Genomic DNA, 20,346 nt, shown 5'->3' with positions numbered 1-20,346 from the left:
CGAGTGGGCCGGTCGCGCGTCGTCACCGTGGGGCGGGCGGCCACTGGTAGCGGTGGTCCATGCCGCTCACCCCCCGCTCCCGGCCCCGGACCGCCGTCACCCGGACCACGCCCAAGCCCTCCCGGCACCGGAAGGCGGCCCTGCTCGCCTCCGCCGTCTCCGTCTGCCTCCTGGCCGCCGCGGCGCCGCCCGAGCCGCTCGGCGTCGGCGACCGGCTCTTCCCCTACCTCGGCAACCCGGGCTACGACGTCGCCTCGTACGACCTGTCCCTCACCTACCCCGGCAGCAACGACAAGCCGCTCCAGGCCGTCACCACCATCGACGCCTGGACCACCGCCGACCTGCAGCGCCTCAACCTGGACTTCGCGCACGGCACCGTGCGGTCGGTCGAGGTCGACGGCCGCCCCGCGGACTTCACCAGCGCGGGCGAGGACCTGGTCGTCACCCCGGAGCACCCCCTGGCCGAGGGCAGCCGGACCCGGATCACCGTGCGCCACACCAGCGACCCCGTCTACGGCAAGGACCAGCAGGGCGGCTGGGTGCGCACCTCCGACGGCCTCGCCATGGCGAACCAGGCCGACGCCGCCCACCTGGTGTTCCCGTGCAACGACCACCCGTCCGACAAGGCGATGTTCACCTTCCGGATCACCGCTCCGAACGGCTACACCGCCGTCGCCAACGGCCTGCCCGCCGGCGCCGACCGGGTCGGCAACACCACCACCTGGACCTACCGCACCCAGCACCCCATGGCCACCGAACTCGCCCAGGTCTCGATCGGCCGCTCGGCCGTGCCGCGCCGCGAGGGCCCCCACGGCCTGCCCGTGCGTGACGTCGTACCCGCGAGCGACCGCAAGGTACTCGAACCGTGGCTCGCGAAGACGCCCGACCAGATCGCCTGGATGGAGAGCAAGGTCGGCCGCTACCCCTTCGAGACCTACGGCCTGCTCATGGCCCAGGCCTCCACGGGCTTCGAACTGGAGACACAGACCCTCTCGCTCTTCGAGAAGGACCTGTTCACCGAGCCCGCCTACCCCAAGTGGTACATCGAGTCGATCATGGTGCACGAGCTGTCCCACCAGTGGTTCGGGGACAGCGTCACCCCCCGCACCTGGTCCGACGTCTGGCTGAACGAGGGCCACGCCACCTGGTACGAGGCGCTGTACGCCGAGGAGACGGCGAACCGGCCGATGGAGGAGCGGATGAAGGCCGCCTACGGCGCCTCCGACCGCTGGCGCGAGGCCGGCGGCCCGCCCGCCCGGCCCAAGCCGCCCGCCCCGGGCCAGAAGATCAGCATCTTCCGGCCCAACATCTACGACGGCGCCGCCCTCGCCCTCTACGCCCTGCGCCAGGAGATCGGCCGGCCGGCCTTCGAGCGGCTGGAGCGGATCTGGGTCCGTGAGCACCAGGACGCCACCGCCACCACCGCCGACTTCGTCCGGCTGGCCTCGGCCATCGCGGGCCGCGACCTGAGCGGCTTCTTCAAGGCCTGGCTCTACGGCGAGAAGACCCCGCCGATGCCCGGCCACCCGGACTGGAAGCAGACGGCATCGGCCCGGCCCGACCCGCCGCGCGCCCGGCGGTGACCCGGTGACGCCCGGCGATAACCCGATGACGAGACGTGCCGTACCGTGCGACCATCTAGAGGTCGGCGCCGACGGGAGACGGGAATCCCCCGGGGTACCCGTGCGTTGTACCCACCGAGCGGCACGGGTGACCGTCCGCCGTACGGAGGCCGTCACGCCGACGCCGAGACGGCACTCCCACCGACGTATCTCATCGACGTAAGGATCCAATGACCTCCTCTTCTTCCCCTTCCCAGGACACCAAGCGCCTCGCGCACGCCTATCCCGAGGGTCTTCGGGCCGATGCCCTGATGGAAGAGGACGTCGCCTGGAGCCACGAGATCGACGGCGATCGGGACGGCGACCAGTTCGACCGCTCCGAGCGCGCGGCCCTGCGCCGCGTGGTGGGCCTGTCCACCGAGCTGGAGGACGTCACCGAGGTCGAGTACCGCCAGCTCCGCCTGGAGCGGGTCGTGCTCGTCGGCGTGTGGACCACCGGCACGGCGCAGGACGCCGACAACTCCCTCGCGGAGCTGGCCGCCCTCGCGGAGACCGCGGGCGCGCTCGTGCTCGACGGCGTGATCCAGCGCCGCGACAAGCCCGACGCGGCCACCTACATCGGTTCCGGCAAGGCCGCCGAGCTGCGTGACGTCGTCATCGAAACGGGCGCGGACACCGTCATCTGCGACGGTGAGCTGAGCCCCGGCCAGCTGATCCAGCTGGAGGACGTCGTCAAGGTCAAGGTCATCGACCGTACGGCCCTGATCCTGGACATCTTCGCCCAGCACGCCAAGTCCCGCGAGGGCAAGGCGCAGGTCGCGCTCGCGCAGATGCAGTACATGCTGCCGCGGCTGCGCGGCTGGGGTCAGTCGCTGTCCCGGCAGATGGGTGGCGGTCGCGGCGGTCTCGCCACGCGTGGCCCCGGTGAGACCAAGATCGAGACGGACCGGCGCCGGATCCGCGAGAAGATGGCCAAGATGCGCCGGGAGATCGCGGACATGAAGACCGGCCGCGAGATCAAGCGTCAGGAGCGCCGGCGGAACAAGGTGCCGTCGGTCGCCATCGCGGGCTACACCAACGCCGGCAAGTCCTCCCTGCTCAACCGCCTCACGGGCGCCGGCGTCCTGGTCGAGAACGCCCTGTTCGCGACCCTGGACCCGACCGTCCGCCGGGCGGAGACCCCGAGCGGCCGGCTCTACACCCTGGCGGACACCGTCGGCTTCGTCCGGCACCTGCCGCACCACCTGGTCGAGGCGTTCCGCTCCACCATGGAGGAGGTCGGCGACTCCGACCTGATCCTGCACGTGGTGGACGGCTCGCACCCGAACCCGGAGGAGCAGCTCGCCGCCGTACGCGAGGTGATCCGGGACGTCGGCGCCACCGACGTGCCCGAGATCGTCGTGGTCAACAAGGCGGACGCGGCCGACCCGCTGGTCCTCCAGCGGCTGCTGCGGGTCGAGAAGCGCTCGATCGCCGTCTCGGCACGCACCGGCCAGGGCATCGAGGAACTGCTCGGCCTGATCGACGACGAGCTGCCCCGCCCCTCGGTCGAGATCGAGGCGCTCGTGCCGTACACCCACGGCAAGCTGGTCGCCCGCGCCCACACCGAGGGCGAGGTGATCTCCGAGGAGCACACCGCGGAGGGCACCCTGCTCAAGGTCCGGGTGCACGAGGAGCTGGCGGCGGACCTCGCGCCGTACGTCCCGGTCTCCGCGGCCTGACCCAGCCCGTCACGAGGGCCCGCCACCCCCAGGGTGACGGGCCCTCGTCATGCCCGGCGCCAGATCACCGCCCGGCGAACTGCTTGCTCACCGACTCGTACACGCTCTTGGCCACCTCACCCAGCCGGGGACCGGCCAGCCAGCCGGAACGCACCGGGCCGATGGACGTGTTCGACACCAGCGCGGGCTTGCCGTCCGCGCCCGTCTCCACCCAGCCGCCACCGGAGGCGCCACCGGTCATCGTGCAGCCGATCCGGTACATCGTCGGGTCGGACTGCTCGATGGAGAGCCGGCCCGGCTTGTCCTGGCACTGGTACAGCAGCTGACCGTCGTACGGCGCCGCCGCCGGGTACCCGGACGCCGTGATGCTCGGCACCTGGGACACGGCCGGCGCGTCGAAGTCCACCGGCAGCGCCCCGCCGACGGTCTCCTCGAGCGACTTGCCGCCGCTGCCCTGCTCGGGCGTCACATGGATGACGGCGAAGTCGTACGACGCGCCGTCACCACCCGTCTCGCCCCCCTTGCTGATCCACTGCTGCGAGGTCTTCGCCGCGTCGGCCCACCACACGCCGTACGGCGCGATCTCGGAGCGGCTGGCGCCCTCCAGTTGGGCCGCCGACCTGCCCTGGTCGTTGTACGACGGCACGAAGGCGAGGTTGCGGTACCAGCCGCCCTTCTTGCCGGCGTGCACACAGTGACCCGCCGTCCAGACCAGGTTGGACTTGCCCGGGTGCGCCGGGTCCGTCACCACCGTCGCGGAACAGACCATGGTGCCCCCGGGGGCGTCGAACAGCAGCTTGCCCGAGGTGGCCGCACTGGTGTGATACGGCGGTGTGACCGTACGTGCCCGCACCGGCTGCGGCGTCGGGTCCGTCACGCCCTGGTCACCGGAGATGTCGTTGTCGTCGACGCCCCGGTCCGGGTCGTCGGCGCCACGCATCCGGTCCGGGTTCCACAGGCCCTTGATGATCGGGTTGACGAAGTCGTTGGCCTCGCGCAGCCAGTCGTCCCGGTTCCAGTTCTTCCAGGCGCCGTGCTTCCACTTGTCGATGTCGATCCCGTGTTCCTTGAGCCTCTGCTTCAGGTCGTCCGGAATCGTGATCTTGCCGTCGCGGCTGCTCGCCGCGGACGGCTTGCCGTCGGCGTTGTCCTCGCCGCCGCAGGCGGTGGCGGTCAGCGCCAGCACCGACGCGAGCGCGACCGCCGTCAGCGAGGTGGAGGTCCGGCGACCCCCCCTGCCTCGCCGAGCGGTGAACGACGGCCGTATGGATCGCATGTTCTTGACTCCCCTTGCTGTGAAAGGAATTCGGCGCTTCGGCCCCGACACCGGCGGCGAACTTACGGAAGGTTCATGCCGGTCTCACGACCTTCTGGGAACGGCATCACACACTATGCCGTCGCCATGGGGGAGTTCCGACGGGAGGGCAACGGTTCCGTCACAGGCCGCCTGAGCAGGGCGCGCACGTCGGCCGGTCCGAGGGCCGCCTCGTTGGCCGCGGTGATCGGTGCCGCTTGTCCGTGGTGATCCGTGCCGACTCATCGGCTGTCACCGACTCCCGGAGTGCCGGAGGGGCCCGGTCCCGTGCCGTCCGGCCAAGGATCTCCCGGCGAGCCCGTAACCGCCCGATCGGTGCGCTGTTGTAGCCGGTGGGGCCTGCTGCCAGTGTCCGGTCCCCGAGGATCAACTCGTCATCGAGCAGCGGGGAGGACAACGCGCCGTGGCCGTTACGGAGTCGATGGCTGGAGGCACGTCCGGGGAAGCGCGGGCCGCGCACGAGGGAATCCTCAGACGCCAGTCGGCGCGTGAGTCCTCGGCGCGCACCTATGCCCGGGCCCTGCCCATCGTGCCCGTCCGGGCCCGAGGACTCACCATCGAGGGCGCCGACGGCCGCCGTTACCTGGACTGCCTCTCCGGCGCCGGCGCCCTCGCCCTCGGCCACAACCACCCGGTCGTGCTGGAAGCCATCCGCCGGGTCCTCGACTCCGGCGCCCCCCTCTCCGTCCTCGATCTCGCGACCCCCGTCAAGGACGCCTTCGTCACCGAGCTGTTCCGCACACTCCCGCCCGGTCTCGCCGGCCGCTCGCGGGTCCAGTTCTGCGGGCCGGCCGGCACCGACGCCGTCGAGGCCGCCCTCAAACTGGTCAGGACCGCGACCGGCCGCACCGGCATCCTCGCCTTCACCGGCGCCTACCACGGCATGACCGCCGGCGCCCTGGCCGTCTCCGGGGGAGCCCCCGACGTCCAGGTGACCCGCCTGCCCTACCCGCAGGACTACCGTTGCCCCTTCGGCACCGGCGGCCCGCACGGCGCCGAACTCGCCGCCCGCTGGACCGAGTCCCTCCTCGACGACCCCAAGTCCGGCGTCCCGCTGCCGGCCGGGATGATCCTCGAACCGGTCCAGGGCGAAGGCGGAGTGATCCCCGCGCCGGACGACTGGCTGCGCCGCATGCGCCGGCTCACCGCGGACCGGTCCATCCCGCTGATCGCCGACGAGATCCAGACCGGAGTCGGCCGCACGGGCGCCTTCTGGGCCGTCGACCACAGCGGCGTCATCCCCGATGTCATGGTCCTGTCGAAGGCCATCGGCGGCAGCCTCCCACTGGCCGTGATCGTCTACCGCGACGACCTCGACGTCTGGCCACCCGGTGCCCACGCCGGCACCTTCCGCGGCAACCAGCTCGCCATGGCCGCGGGCACCGCCACCCTCGCCCACGTCCGCGAGAACGCCCTCGCCGAACGCGCAGCCGTCCTCGGCTCCCGCATGCTGCGCCAACTCACCGAACTCACCCACGCGTTCCCCTGCGTGGGAGACGTCCGAGGGCGCGGACTCATGATCGGGGTCGAACTGGTCAACCCGGACGCCGACCACACCGCTTCTCGCCCGGCGCCCCTCGCCGGTGACACCGGTGACGTCGCCGGCCTCGATGGTGGAGGCATGGGCGGTCTCAGCGGCGCGGCCGTCCGGCCGGAGCCCACCCGCACGCCGTCCCCGGCCGCCCCCGAGCTCGCCGCCGCCGTGCAGCGGGAGTGCCTCCAGCGCGGACTGATCGTCGAACTCGGCGGCCGGCACGCGTCCGTGGTCCGGCTGCTTCCGCCGCTCACGATCAGCGACGAACAGGCGACGGCCGTACTCGACCGGCTGACCGACGCGGTGGCCGCGGTCGCCCGTCACCACGAAACCCATGGCCCACACCAGCAACGCCAAGCCCGCCCGGCCCAGCACACGGGCTGACCACCAGCCGCGCCGGAGGCCCCAGGCGCCGGCCTGGGGGCGCACGCCGCTTCCCATCCCCGTTCAGCCCCCTTTCCGGGCATCGAGGCCGACGTCCACCGCCGACCGCAACCACTTGGCCATCCCGCCCCACCGACCACCGGCCCCGGAGGAACGGCGCCCTGAGCGGACGGCGGAACGAGCTCGCACCCCCTCACCCCAGGCCCAGAGGAGCGTCATGAACGCCACCCCTACCCCCGACGACCAGGGGAGCACCGGCGCCCCGTCCTCCGCCGCACCGCTCACCGAGTCGGTCCCGCAGCAGAAGAAGCGGGAGACCGATCCCGTCGAACGGCCGGCTCCCGAGGCCGGTGCGCCCGAGGGCCCCCACCCGCCGGAGGCTCACGATCCGCCGGGGGCTCCCGATCCGCTGGAGGACCCTGATCCGCTGGAGGACCCCGATCCCCACGCCGCGGCCCAGGCCGCCGCCGTCGAGAACCTCCTGCGGTGCTGGGCCCGCGAGACCGGCCTGACCGCTCCCACGGCGGGCAGCCTCCGCATCCCGCTGCCGGCCAGCGGCGCCACCCTGATCGCACCGGTCCACCACTGGTCCCCGACGGGCTGGCACCGCTTCGGCCTCCCGCGCCTGGCCGGCGCGTCCGACGTGGCGCCACCCGTCGACGCCGTCACTCTCGCGGCCCTCCTCGCGAGGGAACCCGCCCCCGAGCCGGCCGACACCACCACCACCTCGCCGCGCACCTCCTCTGACTCCGCTGACGGCACCGGTCCCAACGGCCCCGGCTCCGACGGCACTGGTCCCAACGGCCCCGGCCCGCGCTCCGACACCGGCGCCGGTGATCGAGCCGACGGCCCGGACCTCGTGGTCAGAGTCGCCGACTCCGTCCGCCGTACCGCGACCTTCATCCGGCACCGGCGGGAACACCCCGCCGACACCCCCGACCGCTTCCTCGCCGCCGAGCAGGCCCTCCTGCTCGGGCACCCGCTGCATCCGACCCCGAAGAGCCGGGAGGGCCTGACCGAAGCGGAAGCCGAGCGGTACTCACCGGAGCTGCGCGGCTCCTTCCCCCTGCACTGGCTGGCCGTCGCCCCCTCGCTCCTCGCGACCGACTCGGCCTGGACCGAGCGCGGCCGTCCCGTGGCCGCCGGTCACCTCGTCCGCCGCCTCGCCGGCACCGCACTGCCGCTGCCCGACGACCACACCGCCCTGCCACTGCACCCCTGGCAGGCCCGGGAGGTCCGGCACCGCGCGCCCGTCGCCGCGCTGCTCGACTCCGGGCTCCTCCGTGACCTCGGACCCCTGGGCGCCCCCTGGTCTCCCACCTCCTCCGTACGCACCGTGCACCGATCCGGCGCCCCCGCGATGCTCAAGCTCTCGCTGGCCCTGCGCATCACCAACTCCCGCCGGGAGAACCTCCGCAAGGAACTCCACCGCGGAGTCGAGGTGCACCGGCTCCTTCGCACCGGTCTCGCCCGCCAGTGGCACACCGCCCACCCCGGCTTCGACATCGTCCGCGACCCGGCCTGGCTCGCCGTGGACGGCCCGGACGGCCTGCCCCTGCCCGGACTCGACGTGGTGATCCGGCACAACCCGTTCACCCCGGCCGACGACGTCGGCTGCGTCGCCGGGCTCGTCGCCCCCCGCCCGTTCCCCGAGCCGCCCGCCGGCACCGCGCCGCACCACCCCGCTCGGCCGATGCGGTCCCGGCTGGCCCGAGTCGTCGCAGGTCTCGCCGCGCGTACCGGCCGACCGGTCGGCGCCGTCGCCGCCGAGTGGTTCCTGCGCTACCTGGAGGAGGTCGTCCGGCCCGTCCTCTGGCTGGACGGCGAGGCCGGCATCGCGCTCGAAGCGCACCAGCAGAACACGCTGGTCCTGCTGGACGGCGACGGCTGGCCCACCGGCGGCCGTTACCGCGACAACCAGGGGTACTACTTCCGCGAGTCCCGGCGAGCCGAACTGACCGCCCGGCTGCCCGGCATCGGCGAACACAGCGACACCTTCGTCCCGGACGAGGTCGCCGACGAGCGCTTCGCCTACTACCTCGCCGTCAACAACGTCCTCGGTCTGATCGGTGCCCTCGGCTCCCAGCACCTCGCCGACGAGCGGCTGCTGCTCGCGGCCTTCCGCCGCTTCCTCACCGGCCTCGCCTCGGGGCCCGCCCCGCTGCGCACCACCCTGCCCGGCCGCCTCCTCGACTCACCCGTCCTGCGCTGCAAGGCCAACCTGCTGACCCGGCTGCACGGTCTCGACGAACTCGTCGGCCCGGTCGACACCCAGTCCGTCTACGTCACCATCGCCAACCCCCTTCACGCATGAGCGAAGTACCTCTGCGCACCACCTGAGCGGACCCCCCTCAACGAACCGCGCACCGTCCCCCCGTCCGAGGAACATGACCCACCACGTCTCCTGAGAGGAGCGCACCGTGCCTCCCACCGACACCGGCGCCGGAACCGGCCCCGTCCCGGCCCAACCGGACAGCACCACTCGCCGCGCGGCCACCGAAGGGCCCCGGAACTCCCTCTTCGGACGGCTCACCGTCGAGGACGAGGACCCGGACAGCGAGGACACGCTGGAGCTGTGCCTGCCCGCGGAGTTCGCCGCCCTCCGCGCCGGGGCGACGACCGGTCTTCTGGGCCGACCGGCCACGTGGGGCTCGGCGGTGACCCCGGTCGGCTCCTTCCAGCTGACGCCCGTACGTCTTGATCGGGACCTCTCGCTCGTCCACCGCTGGATGAACGACCCCGCCGTCGCCGAGTTCTGGGAACTGGCCGGGCCCCGGACCCGGACGGAGGACCATCTGAGGGCGCAGCTCCACGGCGACGGGCGCAGTGTGCCGTGCCTCGGCGTACTCGACGGCACCCCGATGAGCTACTGGGAGATCTACCGTGCCGACCTGGATCCGCTGGCCCGTCACTACCCGGCGCGTCCGCACGACACCGGGATCCACCTCCTCCTCGGTGACGCCGCCGACCGGGGACGAGGGCTGGGCTCCGTTCTGCTCCGAGCCGTGGCCGACCTGATCCTCGACCGGCGTCCCTCGTGCGCACGTGTCGTGGCGGAACCCGATCTTCGCAACACCCCCTCCATCGCCGCGTTCCTGAGCGCGGGCTTCCGGTTCGCGGCGGAGGCCGACCTGCCCGGCAAGCGGGCCGCCCTCATGATCCGGGACCGAGTCCTGCGCGATGCCCTGTAGCGCCACGTGATCGGGCGCTCACACATAGATACGAACGGGGGTTCCGTGGTGTTCCCGCGTCCGGGAAAAAGTTCTCGGGCGATTCATCCGAGCCGGCACCGCCGCGACCCGGTGCCGGCCACCGGCCCGCACCTGCCCAGCCCGGCCAGCAGGCCGGGACCACCGCTGACCCACGGCGTAGCGCCGGCCGGCATGCCGGCCACGCAGTGCGCGTCGGCCATCGCGCCCGCCCCCCTCCGACGCACAGTCCCCGAACCCAGCGTCACCCCACCGCCACCACACCCCCAGCCCACCCAGGAGCCCCGCCCGTGAGCCCTCCCCCTGCCCCCGTAACGACCCCCCGTTTGTCAGTGCAGGGTCGTAGGGTGGTCAGGCTATGACGAAGCCCTCCCTCCCCGAACTCCTGCACGCCGCCGTCGCCGCCGTCGGCGGTGCGGAGCGCCCCGGCCAGGTGACCATGGCCGAAGCGGTCGCCGAGGCGATCGACGACGGATCCCACCTGCTGGTCCAGGCCGGCACCGGCACCGGAAAGTCGCTCGGCTATCTCGTGCCCGCGCTCGCGCACGGAGAACGGGTGGTGGTCGCGACGGCCACGCTCGCCCTGCAGCGCCAGCTCGTCGAGCGGGATCTGCCGCGCACCGTCGACGCCCTGCACCCGCTGCTGCGCCGACGCCCGGAGTTCGCGATGCTCAAGGGCAGGTCGAACTACCTGTGTCTGCACCGCTTGCACGAGGGCATGCCGCAGGACGAGGAGGAGGGGCTCTTCGACCAGTTCGAGGCCGCGGCGCCCACCAGCAAGCTGGGCCAGGACCTGCTGAGACTGCGGGACTGGGCCGACGAGACGGAGAACGGCGACCGGGACGATCTGACCCCGGGCGTCTCGGACCGTGCCTGGACCCAGGTCTCGGTGTCGTCGCGGGAGTGCCTGGGCGCGTCCAAGTGCGCGTACGGCGCCGAGTGCTTCGCGGAGATGGCCCGTGAACGGGCCAAGCTCGCCGAGGTCGTGGTCACGAATCACGCGCTCCTGGCCATCGACGCCATCGAGGGTGCCCCGGTGCTGCCCCAGCACGAGGTGCTGATCGTGGACGAGGCGCATGAACTCGTCTCCCGCGTCACGGGCGTCGCCACCGGCGAACTCACGCCCGGGCAGGTCAACCGCGCGGTGCGTCGTGCCGCCAAGCTGGTCAACGAGAAGGCCGCCGATCAGCTGCAGACCGCCGCCGAGGGCTTCGAGCGGCTCATGGAACTCGCGCTGCCGGGCCGCCTGGAGGAGATCCCGGAGGACCTCGGCTATGCCCTGATGGCGCTGCGGGACGCGGCCCGTACGGTGATCTCCGCGATCGGCGCGACGCGCGACAAGTCCGTCCAGGACGAGGACGCCGTCCGCAAGCAGGCGCTGGCCTCGGTGGAGACGGTGCACGACGTGGCGGAGCGGGTCGTGAACGGCTCGGAGTGGGACGTCGTCTGGTACGAGCGGCACGACCGCTTCGGCGCGTCCCTCCGGGTCGCCCCCATGTCGGTCTCGGGTCTGCTCAGGGAGAAGCTGTTCGCCGACCGGACCGTGGTCCTCACCTCGGCGACGCTCAAGCTGGGCGGTGACTTCAACGGCGTCGGCGCCTCTCTGGGGCTCGGCCCGGAAGGGGCGGAGGGCGAGGACCTGCCGAAGTGGAAGGGCATCGACGTCGGCTCGCCCTTCGACTACCGCAGGCAGGGCATCCTCTACGTCGCCAAGCACCTGGCGCGCCCCGCGCGCGACGGCGAGCGCTCCGACATGCTGGACGAGCTGACCGAGCTGATCCAGGCGGCCGGCGGGCGCACCCTCGGCCTCTTCTCGTCCATGCGGGCCGCTCAGCTCGCCGCGGAGGAGCTGCGATCCCGGATCCCGGAGTTCCCGATCCTGCTGCAGGGCGAGGAGACGCTCGGTGAACTGATCAAGAACTTCGCGGCCGACCCGAAGACGTGTCTCTTCGGCACGCTGTCGCTGTGGCAGGGCGTCGACGTCCCGGGCCCGAGCTGCCAGTTGGTCGTCATGGACAAGATCCCGTTCCCGCGGCCCGACGATCCGCTGATGAGCGCGCGCCAGAAGGCGGTGGAGGAGGCGGGAGGCAACGGTTTCATGGCGGTGGCCGCGACCCACGCGGCTCTGCTCATGGCACAGGGCGCCGGCCGTCTCGTCCGGGCGTCCGGCGACCGGGGTGTGGTCGCGGTACTGGACCAGCGGCTGGCCACCGCGCGCTACGGCGGCTATCTGAAGGCGTCCCTGCCGGACTTCTGGTACACCACGGACCGCAATCAGGTCCGCAAGTCGCTCGCGGCGATCGACGCGGTGGCCAAGCAGGCGGAGGCGGAGCCGGCGGCGGCGAAGTGATCGCGGGGTGGCCCGCCGGCGTCGGCCGGGCCACCCCCCGATGCGCCCGGGTTCCATGGCCGCCCAGGAACACAGGGCTGCCGGACACACCCGGGGCCCTCGACGGACGTACGCCGGGCGCCGGACACAGGCAGGGCCCCGGAACCGGCGCAGGGGTTCCGGGGCCCGGTCAGGGAGCGGGCGGGGTCGTCCCGCCCGCCGCGGCCGTCACACGCGCCGCAGTACCGCGACGACCTTGCCGAGGATGGTTGCGTCGTCGCCGGGGATCGGCTCGTAGGCCGCGTTGTGCGGGAGGAGCCATACGTGGCCGTCCTCGCGCTTGAAGCGCTTGACGGTGGCTTCGCCGTCGAGCATGGCGGCGACGATGTCGCCGTTCTCGGCGACCGGCTGGCGGCGGACGGTGACCCAGTCGCCGTCGCAGATCGCGGCCTCGATCATCGAGTCGCCGACGACCTTGAGGACGAACAGTTCACCGTCGCCGACGAGCTGGCGGGGGAGGGGGAAGACGTCCTCGACGGACTCCTCCGCGAGGATCGGGCCACCGGCGGCGATGCGGCCGACCAGCGGGACGTACGACGCGGCGGGCTTGCCTGCGGTGTCCGTGGGCTGCACGGTGACGGCCTGGTCGGATCCGCGCACCTCGTACGCGCGCGGGCGGTGCGGGTCGCGGCGCAGGAAGCCCTTGCGCTCCAGCGCCATGAGCTGGTGGGCGACCGAGGACGTGCTGGAGAGGCCGACGGCCTGGCCGATCTCCCGCATCGACGGCGGGTAACCGCGCCGCTGTACGGAGTCCCTGATGACCTCGATCACCCGGCGCTGCCGGTCGGTGAGGCCGGAGCTGTCCGCCCGGATGCCTGGAGGTCGGCCCGGCAGGGAGCGCTTGGGTCCCTCGGGATTCGTGGCTTCGTTCATCGCGTGTACCGGCTCGACTCGGCCCAGGGAGCGGTCCTGGGCGGTGATGGTGGCACTGTCTGCGGTGGTGGTCACGTCGGCCCCTCTCGATGGTCTCCCTGCTGGACAACGGTAGTTGCTTTCGAAAGGTTGCGCCAAACACACGTTCGAGTGAAAAAGTGCGTTTTGCCTGACGTGATCGCGTGCCTGGGTGTATCGCTAACGCAACGCATGGCGGACAAAAGCGCCCATTGTTGTACTCTTCACCGCCGGGGTGCGGCGGCCTCGTGGGCCGGGCCCCAGTCTGCCATCCGGAATCCCGCAGTCCGGGAGCCGGGGGTCTTTCTGCGCGGGAGTGCCACGCCTCCTCCCTGTGGCGCCCACCGTATCCCCGCAAGCGTCGCGGGAACACTGCCCGGCGCCCGCGTGTCCCCGCCGGTCGCCGGCGGCGCTCGGGGCCGCCCTTCCGGCGCGACACGCGTGCCTGCCTCGCCGTATGGGCCAATCCCTACATCTAGTGGTTGGATGGCTACCGCAGCCCAGAAGTTGTGGTCCCCCGGGTCCAAGACGCCTCGGCGATCGCCTATGCTTAGGGCTGCTTCGCGGGGCCTGTGGGTCCTGTGAGGCCCACGAGTCTGCTGTGAGGAGGGTTGGAGAACATGCACTGCCCCTTCTGCAGGCATCCCGACAGCCGTGTGGTCGACAGCCGTACGACCGACGACGGCACGTCCATCCGCAGGCGCCGCCAGTGCCCCGACTGCTCCCGTCGTTTCACGACCGTGGAGACGTGCTCGCTCATGGTGGTGAAGCGGTCCGGAGTCACCGAGCCCTTCAGTCGCACCAAGATCATCAATGGTGTGCGCAAGGCGTGCCAGGGACGGCCTGTCACCGAGGACGCGCTCGCCCAGCTCGGCCAGCGGGTCGAGGAGGCGGTGCGTGCGACCGGCAGCGCCGAGCTGACCACCCACGACGTGGGGCTGGCCATACTCGGCCCATTGCAGGAGCTCGACCTCGTCGCCTATCTGCGGTTCGCCTCCGTCTACCGGGCGTTCGACTCGCTCGACGACTTCGAGGCCGCCATCGCGGAGCTGAGGGAGGCGACGGGACGCCCCGCCGCGGACGGGGAAGACGCGGGAGCGGGGAGCCAGGAAGACGCGCGCGGGCCCGGCGGGACCACTCAGGTCCCCGTGCCCGCGCGCGCCGCCGACTGACCGGAGGGCCGGAAACCGGGAGGAGACACCGGTTCCGGCCGGGAGGCGGCGAACGAAGACCTGTTGCGGGTGGCAGCTGAGGGTGCCCGCAACGCACGACAGAAACACGTGCCCATCGGAACAAATGGGCACTTCAGGGCGTTTTTGCCCGTACAGGGAGGCGGCATGACAGAGACGGCGAGCGGTCCGGCACGAGGTTCCCGAGCCAAGGGCACCAAGGCCACCAAGGGACTGCGTATCGAGCGCATTCACACCACCCCCGGAGTGCACCCGTACGACGAGGTGTCGTGGGAGCGCCGTGACGTCGTCATGACCAACTGGCGCGACGGCTCGGTCAACTTCGAGCAGCGTGGCGTCGAGTTCCCCGACTTCTGGTCGGTGAACGCGGTCAACATCGTCACCAGCAAGTACTTCCGGGGGGCCGTCGGCACCCCGCAGCGCGAGACCAGCCTCAAGCAGCTGATCGACCGCATCGTGAAGACGTACCGGAAGGCCGGCGAGGACTACAGGTACTTTGCCTCGCCCGCCGACGCCGAGATCTTCGAGCACGAGCTGGCGTACGCCCTCCTGCACCAGATCTTCAGCTTCAACAGTCCCGTCTGGTTCAACGTCGGCACCCCGCAGCCCCAGCAGGTCTCCGCCTGCTTCATCCTGTCCGTCGACGACTCCATGGAGTCGATCCTCGACTGGTACAAGGAAGAGGGAATGATCTTCAAGGGCGGCTCCGGTGCCGGCCTGAACCTCTCCCGCATCCGCTCCTCCAAGGAGCTGCTCTCCTCCGGCGGCAACGCCTCCGGCCCGGTCTCCTTCATGCGCGGCGCCGACGCCTCCGCCGGCACCATCAAGTCCGGCGGTGCCACCCGCCGCGCCGCCAAGATGGTCGTGCTCGACGTCGACCACCCCGACATCGAGGACTTCATCGAGACCAAGGTCAAGGAGGAGGAGAAGATCCGCGTCCTGCGCGACGCGGGCTTCGACATGGACCTGGGCGGCGACGACATCACGTCCGTCCAGTACCAGAACGCCAACAACTCGGTCCGCGTGAACGACGAGTTCATGCAGGCGGTCGAGAACGGCGGCAAGTTCGGCCTGCGCGCCCGTATGACCGGTGAGGTCATCGAAGAGGTCGAGGCCAAGGCCCTGTTCCGCAAGATCGCCGAGGCCGCCTGGGCCTGCGCCGACCCGGGCATCCAGTACGACGACACCATCAACAACTGGCACACCTGCCCCGAGTCCGGCCGGATCACCGCGTCGAACCCGTGCAGCGAGTACATGCACCTGGACAACACGTCCTGCAACCTGGCCTCGCTGAACCTGATGAAGTTCCTGAAGGACGACGGCAAGGGCCACCAGTCCTTCGAGACCGAGCGCTTCCAGAAGGTCGTCGAGCTGGTCATCACCGCGATGGACATCTCGATCTGCTTCGCGGACTTCCCGACCCAGAAGATCGGCGAGAACACGCGCGCGTTCCGCCAGCTCGGCATCGGCTACGCCAACCTCGGCGCCCTGCTGATGGCCACCGGCCACGCCTACGACTCCGACGGCGGCCGCGCCCTGGCCGGCGCCATCACCTCCCTGATGACGGGTACGGCCTACCGCCGCTCCGCCGAGCTGGCCGCGGTCGTCGGCACCTATGACGGCTACGCCCGCAACGCCGACGCCCACAACCGCGTCATGAAGCAGCACGCCGACGCCAACGGCACGGCCGGCCGCATGGACGACCTGGACACCCCGGTGTGGGCCGCCGCCACGGAGGCCTGGCAGGACGTCCTGCGTCTGGGCGAGAAGAACGGTTTCCGTAACTCCCAGGCGTCCGTCCTCGCGCCGACCGGCACCATCGGTCTCGCGATGTCCTGCGACACCACCGGTGTCGAGCCCGACCTGGCGCTGGTGAAGTTCAAGAAGCTGGTCGGCGGCGGCTCGATGCAGATCGTCAACGGCACCGTCCCGCAGGCCCTGCGCCGCCTGGGCTACCAGGAGGAGCAGATCGAGGCGATCGTCGCCCACATCGCCGAGCACGGCAACGTGATCGACGCCCCCGGCCTCAAGCACGAGCACTACGAGGTGTTCGACTGCGCCATGGGCGAGCGCGCCATCTCCCCGATGGGTCACGTCCGCATGATGGCCGCGATCCAGCCGTGGATCTCCGGCGCCATCTCCAAGACGGTCAACATGCCGGAGACGGCGACCGTCGAGGAGGTCGAGGAGATCTACTTCGAGGCCTGGAAGCTGGGCGTCAAGGCGCTCGCGATCTACCGCGACAACTGCAAGGTCGGCCAGCCGCTCTCCGCGAAGACCAAGGAGAAGGAGAAGGCCGAGGTCACCGAGAAGGCCGAGGAGACCATCCGGGCCGCGGTCGAGAAGGTCGTCGAGTACCGCCCGGTCCGCAAGCGCCTCCCGAAGGGACGTCCCGGCATCACCACGTCCTTCACCGTCGGCGGCGCCGAGGGCTACATGACCGCCAACTCCTACCCGGACGACGGTCTCGGCGAGGTCTTCCTGAAGATGTCGAAGCAGGGCTCCACCCTCGCGGGCATGATGGACGCCTTCTCCATCGCCGTCTCCGTCGGTCTGCAGTACGGCGTGCCGCTGGAGACGTACGTCTCGAAGTTCACCAACATGCGCTTCGAGCCGGCCGGCATGACGGACGACCCGGACGTGCGGATGGCGCAGTCGATCGTCGACTACATCTTCCGCCGCCTGGCGCTGGACTTCCTGCCCTTCGAGACCCGCTCCGCGCTCGGCATCCACTCCGCCGAGGAGCGTCAGCGGCACCTGGAGACCGGTTCCTACGAGCAGTCCCTCGACGACGACGAGGTCGACGTCGAGGGCCTGGCCCAGTCGGCCCCGCGCGCCCAGGAGCTGAAGGCGGTCGCCACGCCGAAGGCCGAGGCCGAGGCGGCCAAGCCCGCGCCGCGGCAGGCGCACACCAGCGCCGAGCTGGTGGAGATGCAGCTGGGCATCCAGGCGGACGCCCCGCTGTGCTTCTCCTGCGGTACGAAGATGCAGCGGGCCGGTTCCTGCTACATCTGCGAGGGCTGCGGCTCGACCAGCGGCTGCAGCTGATGACACGCCGTTCCTGAAGTAAGGGGCGCCGGCCCAGGCCGGCGCCCCTTACGCGTACGGGTCGGCCCTCAGGACGACCGAGCCCTGCCCATGACCCGGGTGAAGTCGGCCGGGTCCTCGTCGAAGCCTCGTACACCCGGACGGAACGTCCACTCCTGCGCGTCGTCCCGGACGAACTCGGCGATCGTGGCGGCCGTCGACCCGAGGGCCGACGCGAAGCCGTCCTCGGCGAGCACGGTGTACCCCTCACGGATGCGTATGGCGGGATTCAGCACCTGGGCGAACGTCTTGTGCCCGGGCCGCTGCTGGATGACGACACCCACCACCACGCGCGCGTAGCGGTCGCTGAGGCGGTCCAGCTCCAGCGTCATGACCTCGTCCCAGCCGAACCCCTTGCCGTCCGTGCTGTCGCGGTTGAGGAGGATCGTGCCGTCCGGCGAGCGGCTGTCGAAGTGCACCAGATAGGCGGGATCCCCGTACGGGGCACCCGACAGGAACGTCGCGGCGACGATGTCCAGATCCGTCGGCGGCTGACCCGCGGGACTGGGGTCCCACTTGAGCGCGACCTCGACCTTGCGGATTCCCTTGCTGAAGCCGGTCACCAGGCCTTCCCTTCCCCCTGCGGCTCGCTCGACCCCAACTCCCCATCGGCCGGGGTTCCTTGCCGTCCATCGTCCCACGTGCGCGGGGGCGCGTGCGCAGGCGATCTCCGCCGGAGCGTGACCGGCGCCACGCCCGGTGGCCTTACGATGGCGCGGTGCTGGTCAAGTGGATTCGCTGCACCGTGGTGGACCGCCGGGGGTTCGAGCGGGGACAGCGAAAATGGGCGGGGCTTCCGGGGGAGCCGGGATTTCGGGGACAGGGCGGGGGCTGGAGCCGGCAGCGGGCGGGCGTGGCGCACATCTTCACCTTCTGGGAGAGCCGTGCCTTCTACGACTCCTTCATGGCCCGCTCCCACGACCGCCTGGCCGCCGCCCAGTCCGGCACGTTCAAGGACGCGCAGGTGAAGTTGTTCGAGTACCGCTTCGACGTGAAGACGGGCTTCGAACCGCGGTTCACCGACGCCGATCTGATCCGCGTGGCCCTGTGCCGGGTCCACGAGGAGCGAGTGGAGCACTTCACGCTCATGCAGGAGAAGGTCTGGAATCCCGCGATGGCGGGTTCGCCCGGCATGATCCGCGGCATGTTCGCGGAGGCTCCCGAGCAGGAGTTCCTGATCCTGTCGATGTGGCGGTCGGCGGCCGAACACGGGAAGTACCGCACGGAGCGTGTGGAACGCCTCGCCCTGCGTGCGCAGACCGAGGCGGACATCGCGGCGCTCTCCGGCGACATCGTGGACCTGGAGCCGTCCTGGACGGTCTGACCTGTCGGTACGGCGAACCATCGGGCTCCCGGGGGAGGGGCTCCGGAGGCGGCACGGGTGTGACATATGCCGTACAAGCCCCTTTGAGTGCTCGACTCTACGGAGTCCGAACTAGGGTTTTGGCATGGCACGACCACGGCGCATCGTCCTTGTCCGGCACGGCGAGTCCACGGGCAACGTCGACGACTCCGTGTACGAGCGCGAGCCCGACCACGCCCTCGCGCTGACCGAGCGGGGCTGGAGGCAGGCCGAGGAGACCGGCAAGCGGCTCCGCGAGGTCTTCGGCCGGGAACGCGTGAGCGTGTACGTCTCCCCCTACCGCCGCACCCACGAGACGCTCCGCGCCTTCCACCTCGACCCCGACCTCATACGCGTCCGGGAGGAACCCAGACTGCGCGAGCAGGACTGGGGCAACTGGCAGGACCGCGACGACGTCCGCCTGCAGAAGGCCTACCGCGACGCGTACGGCCACTTCTTCTTCCGGTTCCCGCAGGGCGAGTCCGGCGCCGACGTGTACGACCGGGTCGGCGGCTTCCTGGAGAGCCTCTTCCGCAGCTTCGAGGCCCCCGACCACCCGCCGAACGTCCTCCTGGTGACGCACGGGCTGGCGATGCGGCTGTTCTGCATGCGCTGGTTCCACTGGACGGTCGCGGAATTCGAGTCGCTGTCCAACCCCGGGAACGCCGAGATGCGGATGCTCGTTCTGGGAGAGGACGGCAAGTACACACTCGACCGGCCCTTCGAGCGCTGGCGGAAACCGCTGCCGTACTGGGTGAACGGATAGAGTGGCAGGGCGATGACCGCTGACTCCTCTTCCCTCGTACGCCTGGAACGCGCCCTGGCGAGCTTGCGCGGACTGGCCGTGGGGGACGCGCTGGGCTCCCAGTTCTTCGTTCCCGTGAACCACCCCCTGCTGAAGCGCCGCGAGCTGCCCGCAGGCCCCTGGCAGTGGACGGACGACACCGAGATGGCCTGCTCGGTGGTCGCCGTTCTCGCCACCCACCACCGCATCGACCAGGACGCGCTCGCCCGCTCCTTCGCCGAGCACCACGACTTCGACCGTGGCTACGGCCCCGCGGTCAACCGGCTGTTGCGCCTCGTCCGGGAGGGCGAGGACTGGCGCCGGCTGGCCGCCGGGCTCTTCAACGGCCAGGGGTCGTGGGGCAACGGCGCGGCGATGCGGATCGCGCCCCTGGGCACGTGGTACGCGGACGACCCCGAGCAGGCGACCCACCAGGCGGAGATCTCCGCCTACACCACGCACCAGCACCGGGAGGCCGTGGTCGGAGCCATGGCCGTGGCCGCGGCGGCAGCCATGGTGGGCTCGCCCGACGGCCCGCCCGCCGCGGAGGCACTGCTCGACGGCGTCATCGCACTCGTCCCCAAGAGCGCGGTCGGCCAGGGGCTGCGCCGCGCCCGCGACATGCTCGACTACGCCGACGCCGCCACCGTCGCCGCCGTCCTGGGCTGCGGGCGCCGCACGACGGCCCATGACACCGTTCCCTTCGCCCTGTGGTCCGCCGCGCGTTCCCTCGGTGACTACGCCTCCGCGTTCTGGACGACCGCGCAGGTCGGCGGGGACGTCGACACGACCTGCGCGATCGTGGGAGGCGTGCTGGCCGCGGGCAAGGCCGGGGCGCCGCCCGCCGAGTGGGTGCGGCACACCGAGGAACTGCCGGGCTGGGTCACCACCGGAGGCTGACGCCTCCGCCCGGCGCCGACGGCCTGGCGGCTCTCGCC

Annotated in this window: 14 protein-coding genes; 11 read left to right on the top strand and 3 right to left on the bottom strand. The window is 71.3% G+C overall.

The window, feature by feature from the left end:
* The first annotated feature begins 59 nt into the window (after positions 1–59).
* Together AB0947_RS02250 and hflX are read left to right on the top strand one after the other, a co-directional pair.
* Positions 60–1,583, top strand: a complete 1,524-nt coding sequence (locus tag AB0947_RS02250) for a M1 family metallopeptidase (RefSeq protein ID WP_366748380.1) — start codon at positions 60–62, stop codon at positions 1,581–1,583.
* Positions 1,584–1,792: 209 nt separating this feature from the next.
* Complete coding sequence (gene hflX, locus AB0947_RS02245; RefSeq protein WP_366748379.1) at positions 1,793–3,283, top strand: GTPase HflX; 1,491 nt, start codon at positions 1,793–1,795, stop codon at positions 3,281–3,283.
* A gap of 64 nt (positions 3,284–3,347) precedes the next feature.
* Here hflX and AB0947_RS02240 read toward each other — a convergent pair whose 3' ends face one another.
* The gene (locus AB0947_RS02240; protein WP_366748378.1) at positions 3,348–4,559 is read right to left on the bottom strand and encodes a hypothetical protein; all 1,212 of its coding nucleotides are present in this window, start codon (positions 4,557–4,559) and stop codon (positions 3,348–3,350) included.
* Positions 4,560–5,019: 460 nt separating this feature from the next.
* On the opposite strand from AB0947_RS02240, the gene AB0947_RS02235 reads away from it, so the two are divergent.
* The 4 genes from AB0947_RS02235 (at position 5,020) to AB0947_RS02220 (ending at position 12,075) form a co-directional block, all read left to right on the top strand.
* Complete coding sequence (locus tag AB0947_RS02235; protein WP_366748377.1) at positions 5,020–6,516, top strand: diaminobutyrate--2-oxoglutarate transaminase family protein; 1,497 nt, start codon at positions 5,020–5,022, stop codon at positions 6,514–6,516.
* Positions 6,517–6,733: 217 nt separating this feature from the next.
* On the top strand, positions 6,734–8,830 hold the full coding sequence (locus tag AB0947_RS02230; RefSeq protein WP_366748376.1) for an IucA/IucC family protein: 2,097 nt from the start codon (positions 6,734–6,736) through the stop codon (positions 8,828–8,830).
* 106 nt (positions 8,831–8,936) lie between these two features.
* Entirely contained in the window at positions 8,937–9,707 is a 771-nt protein-coding gene (locus AB0947_RS02225) for a GNAT family N-acetyltransferase (protein WP_366748375.1), read from the top strand.
* A 376-nt stretch (positions 9,708–10,083) separates the two neighbouring features.
* Complete coding sequence (locus AB0947_RS02220) at positions 10,084–12,075, top strand: ATP-dependent DNA helicase (RefSeq protein ID WP_366748374.1); 1,992 nt, start codon at positions 10,084–10,086, stop codon at positions 12,073–12,075.
* A gap of 207 nt (positions 12,076–12,282) precedes the next feature.
* On the opposite strand, the gene lexA is transcribed toward AB0947_RS02220, so the two are convergent.
* Positions 12,283–13,062 carry a transcriptional repressor LexA gene (lexA, locus tag AB0947_RS02215; RefSeq protein WP_225808402.1) on the bottom strand — a complete coding sequence of 260 codons (780 nt, stop codon included), beginning with the start codon at positions 13,060–13,062 and terminating at the stop codon, positions 12,283–12,285.
* A gap of 563 nt (positions 13,063–13,625) precedes the next feature.
* Between lexA and nrdR the strand changes: the two genes are divergently transcribed.
* Both nrdR and AB0947_RS02205 read left to right on the top strand, forming a co-directional pair.
* A complete protein-coding gene (gene nrdR / locus AB0947_RS02210) occupies positions 13,626–14,177 on the top strand; it encodes a transcriptional regulator NrdR (RefSeq protein WP_366748373.1) in 552 nt (183 codons plus the stop codon).
* 165 nt (positions 14,178–14,342) lie between these two features.
* The gene (locus AB0947_RS02205; protein WP_366748372.1) at positions 14,343–17,243 is read left to right on the top strand and encodes a vitamin B12-dependent ribonucleotide reductase; all 2,901 of its coding nucleotides are present in this window, start codon (positions 14,343–14,345) and stop codon (positions 17,241–17,243) included.
* A 68-nt stretch (positions 17,244–17,311) separates the two neighbouring features.
* On the opposite strand, the gene AB0947_RS02200 is transcribed toward AB0947_RS02205, so the two are convergent.
* The gene (locus AB0947_RS02200) at positions 17,312–17,845 is read right to left on the bottom strand and encodes a TerD family protein (protein WP_366748371.1); all 534 of its coding nucleotides are present in this window, start codon (positions 17,843–17,845) and stop codon (positions 17,312–17,314) included.
* A 155-nt stretch (positions 17,846–18,000) separates the two neighbouring features.
* Here AB0947_RS02200 and AB0947_RS02195 point away from each other — a divergent pair, with 155 nt between their 5' ends.
* The 3 genes from AB0947_RS02195 to AB0947_RS02185 all read left to right on the top strand — a co-directional run bounded on the left by AB0947_RS02195 (position 18,001) and on the right by AB0947_RS02185 (position 20,308).
* A complete protein-coding gene (locus tag AB0947_RS02195; RefSeq protein ID WP_171152245.1) occupies positions 18,001–18,606 on the top strand; it encodes a YdbC family protein in 606 nt (201 codons plus the stop codon).
* Between the two features lie 124 nt (positions 18,607–18,730).
* A complete protein-coding gene (locus tag AB0947_RS02190) occupies positions 18,731–19,390 on the top strand; it encodes a histidine phosphatase family protein (RefSeq protein WP_366748370.1) in 660 nt (219 codons plus the stop codon).
* Positions 19,391–19,402: 12 nt separating this feature from the next.
* A complete protein-coding gene (locus AB0947_RS02185; protein ID WP_366748369.1) occupies positions 19,403–20,308 on the top strand; it encodes an ADP-ribosylglycohydrolase family protein in 906 nt (301 codons plus the stop codon).
* Positions 20,309–20,346 lie beyond the last annotated feature (38 nt).

Origin of the sequence: Streptomyces sp. NPDC047841 (genome assembly GCF_040704085.1) — a bacterium.
GTDB classification, from domain to species: Bacteria; Actinomycetota; Actinomycetes; order Streptomycetales; family Streptomycetaceae; genus Streptomyces; species Streptomyces argyrophylli.
Note: the sequence above shows the minus strand (reverse complement) of the source record. Positions and strands in the feature narration are given on the sequence as shown.

Bases quoted from the DNA above. Each gene is read 5' to 3' on its own strand.
- AB0947_RS02250 (WP_366748380.1), top strand. From the start codon at position 60: ATGCCGCTCACCCCCCGCTCCCGGCCCCGGACCGCCGTCACCCGGACC.
- hflX (WP_366748379.1), top strand. From the start codon at position 1,793: ATGACCTCCTCTTCTTCCCCTTCCCAGGACACCAAGCGCCTCGCGCAC.
- AB0947_RS02240 (WP_366748378.1), bottom strand. From the start codon at position 4,559: ATGCGATCCATACGGCCGTCGTTCACCGCTCGGCGAGGCAGGGGGGGT.
- AB0947_RS02235 (WP_366748377.1), top strand. From the start codon at position 5,020: ATGGCTGGAGGCACGTCCGGGGAAGCGCGGGCCGCGCACGAGGGAATC.
- AB0947_RS02230 (WP_366748376.1), top strand. From the start codon at position 6,734: ATGAACGCCACCCCTACCCCCGACGACCAGGGGAGCACCGGCGCCCCG.
- AB0947_RS02220 (WP_366748374.1), top strand. From the start codon at position 10,084: ATGACGAAGCCCTCCCTCCCCGAACTCCTGCACGCCGCCGTCGCCGCC.
- nrdR (WP_366748373.1), top strand. From the start codon at position 13,626: ATGCACTGCCCCTTCTGCAGGCATCCCGACAGCCGTGTGGTCGACAGC.
- AB0947_RS02205 (WP_366748372.1), top strand. From the start codon at position 14,343: ATGACAGAGACGGCGAGCGGTCCGGCACGAGGTTCCCGAGCCAAGGGC.
- AB0947_RS02190 (WP_366748370.1), top strand. From the start codon at position 18,731: ATGGCACGACCACGGCGCATCGTCCTTGTCCGGCACGGCGAGTCCACG.
- AB0947_RS02185 (WP_366748369.1), top strand. From the start codon at position 19,403: ATGACCGCTGACTCCTCTTCCCTCGTACGCCTGGAACGCGCCCTGGCG.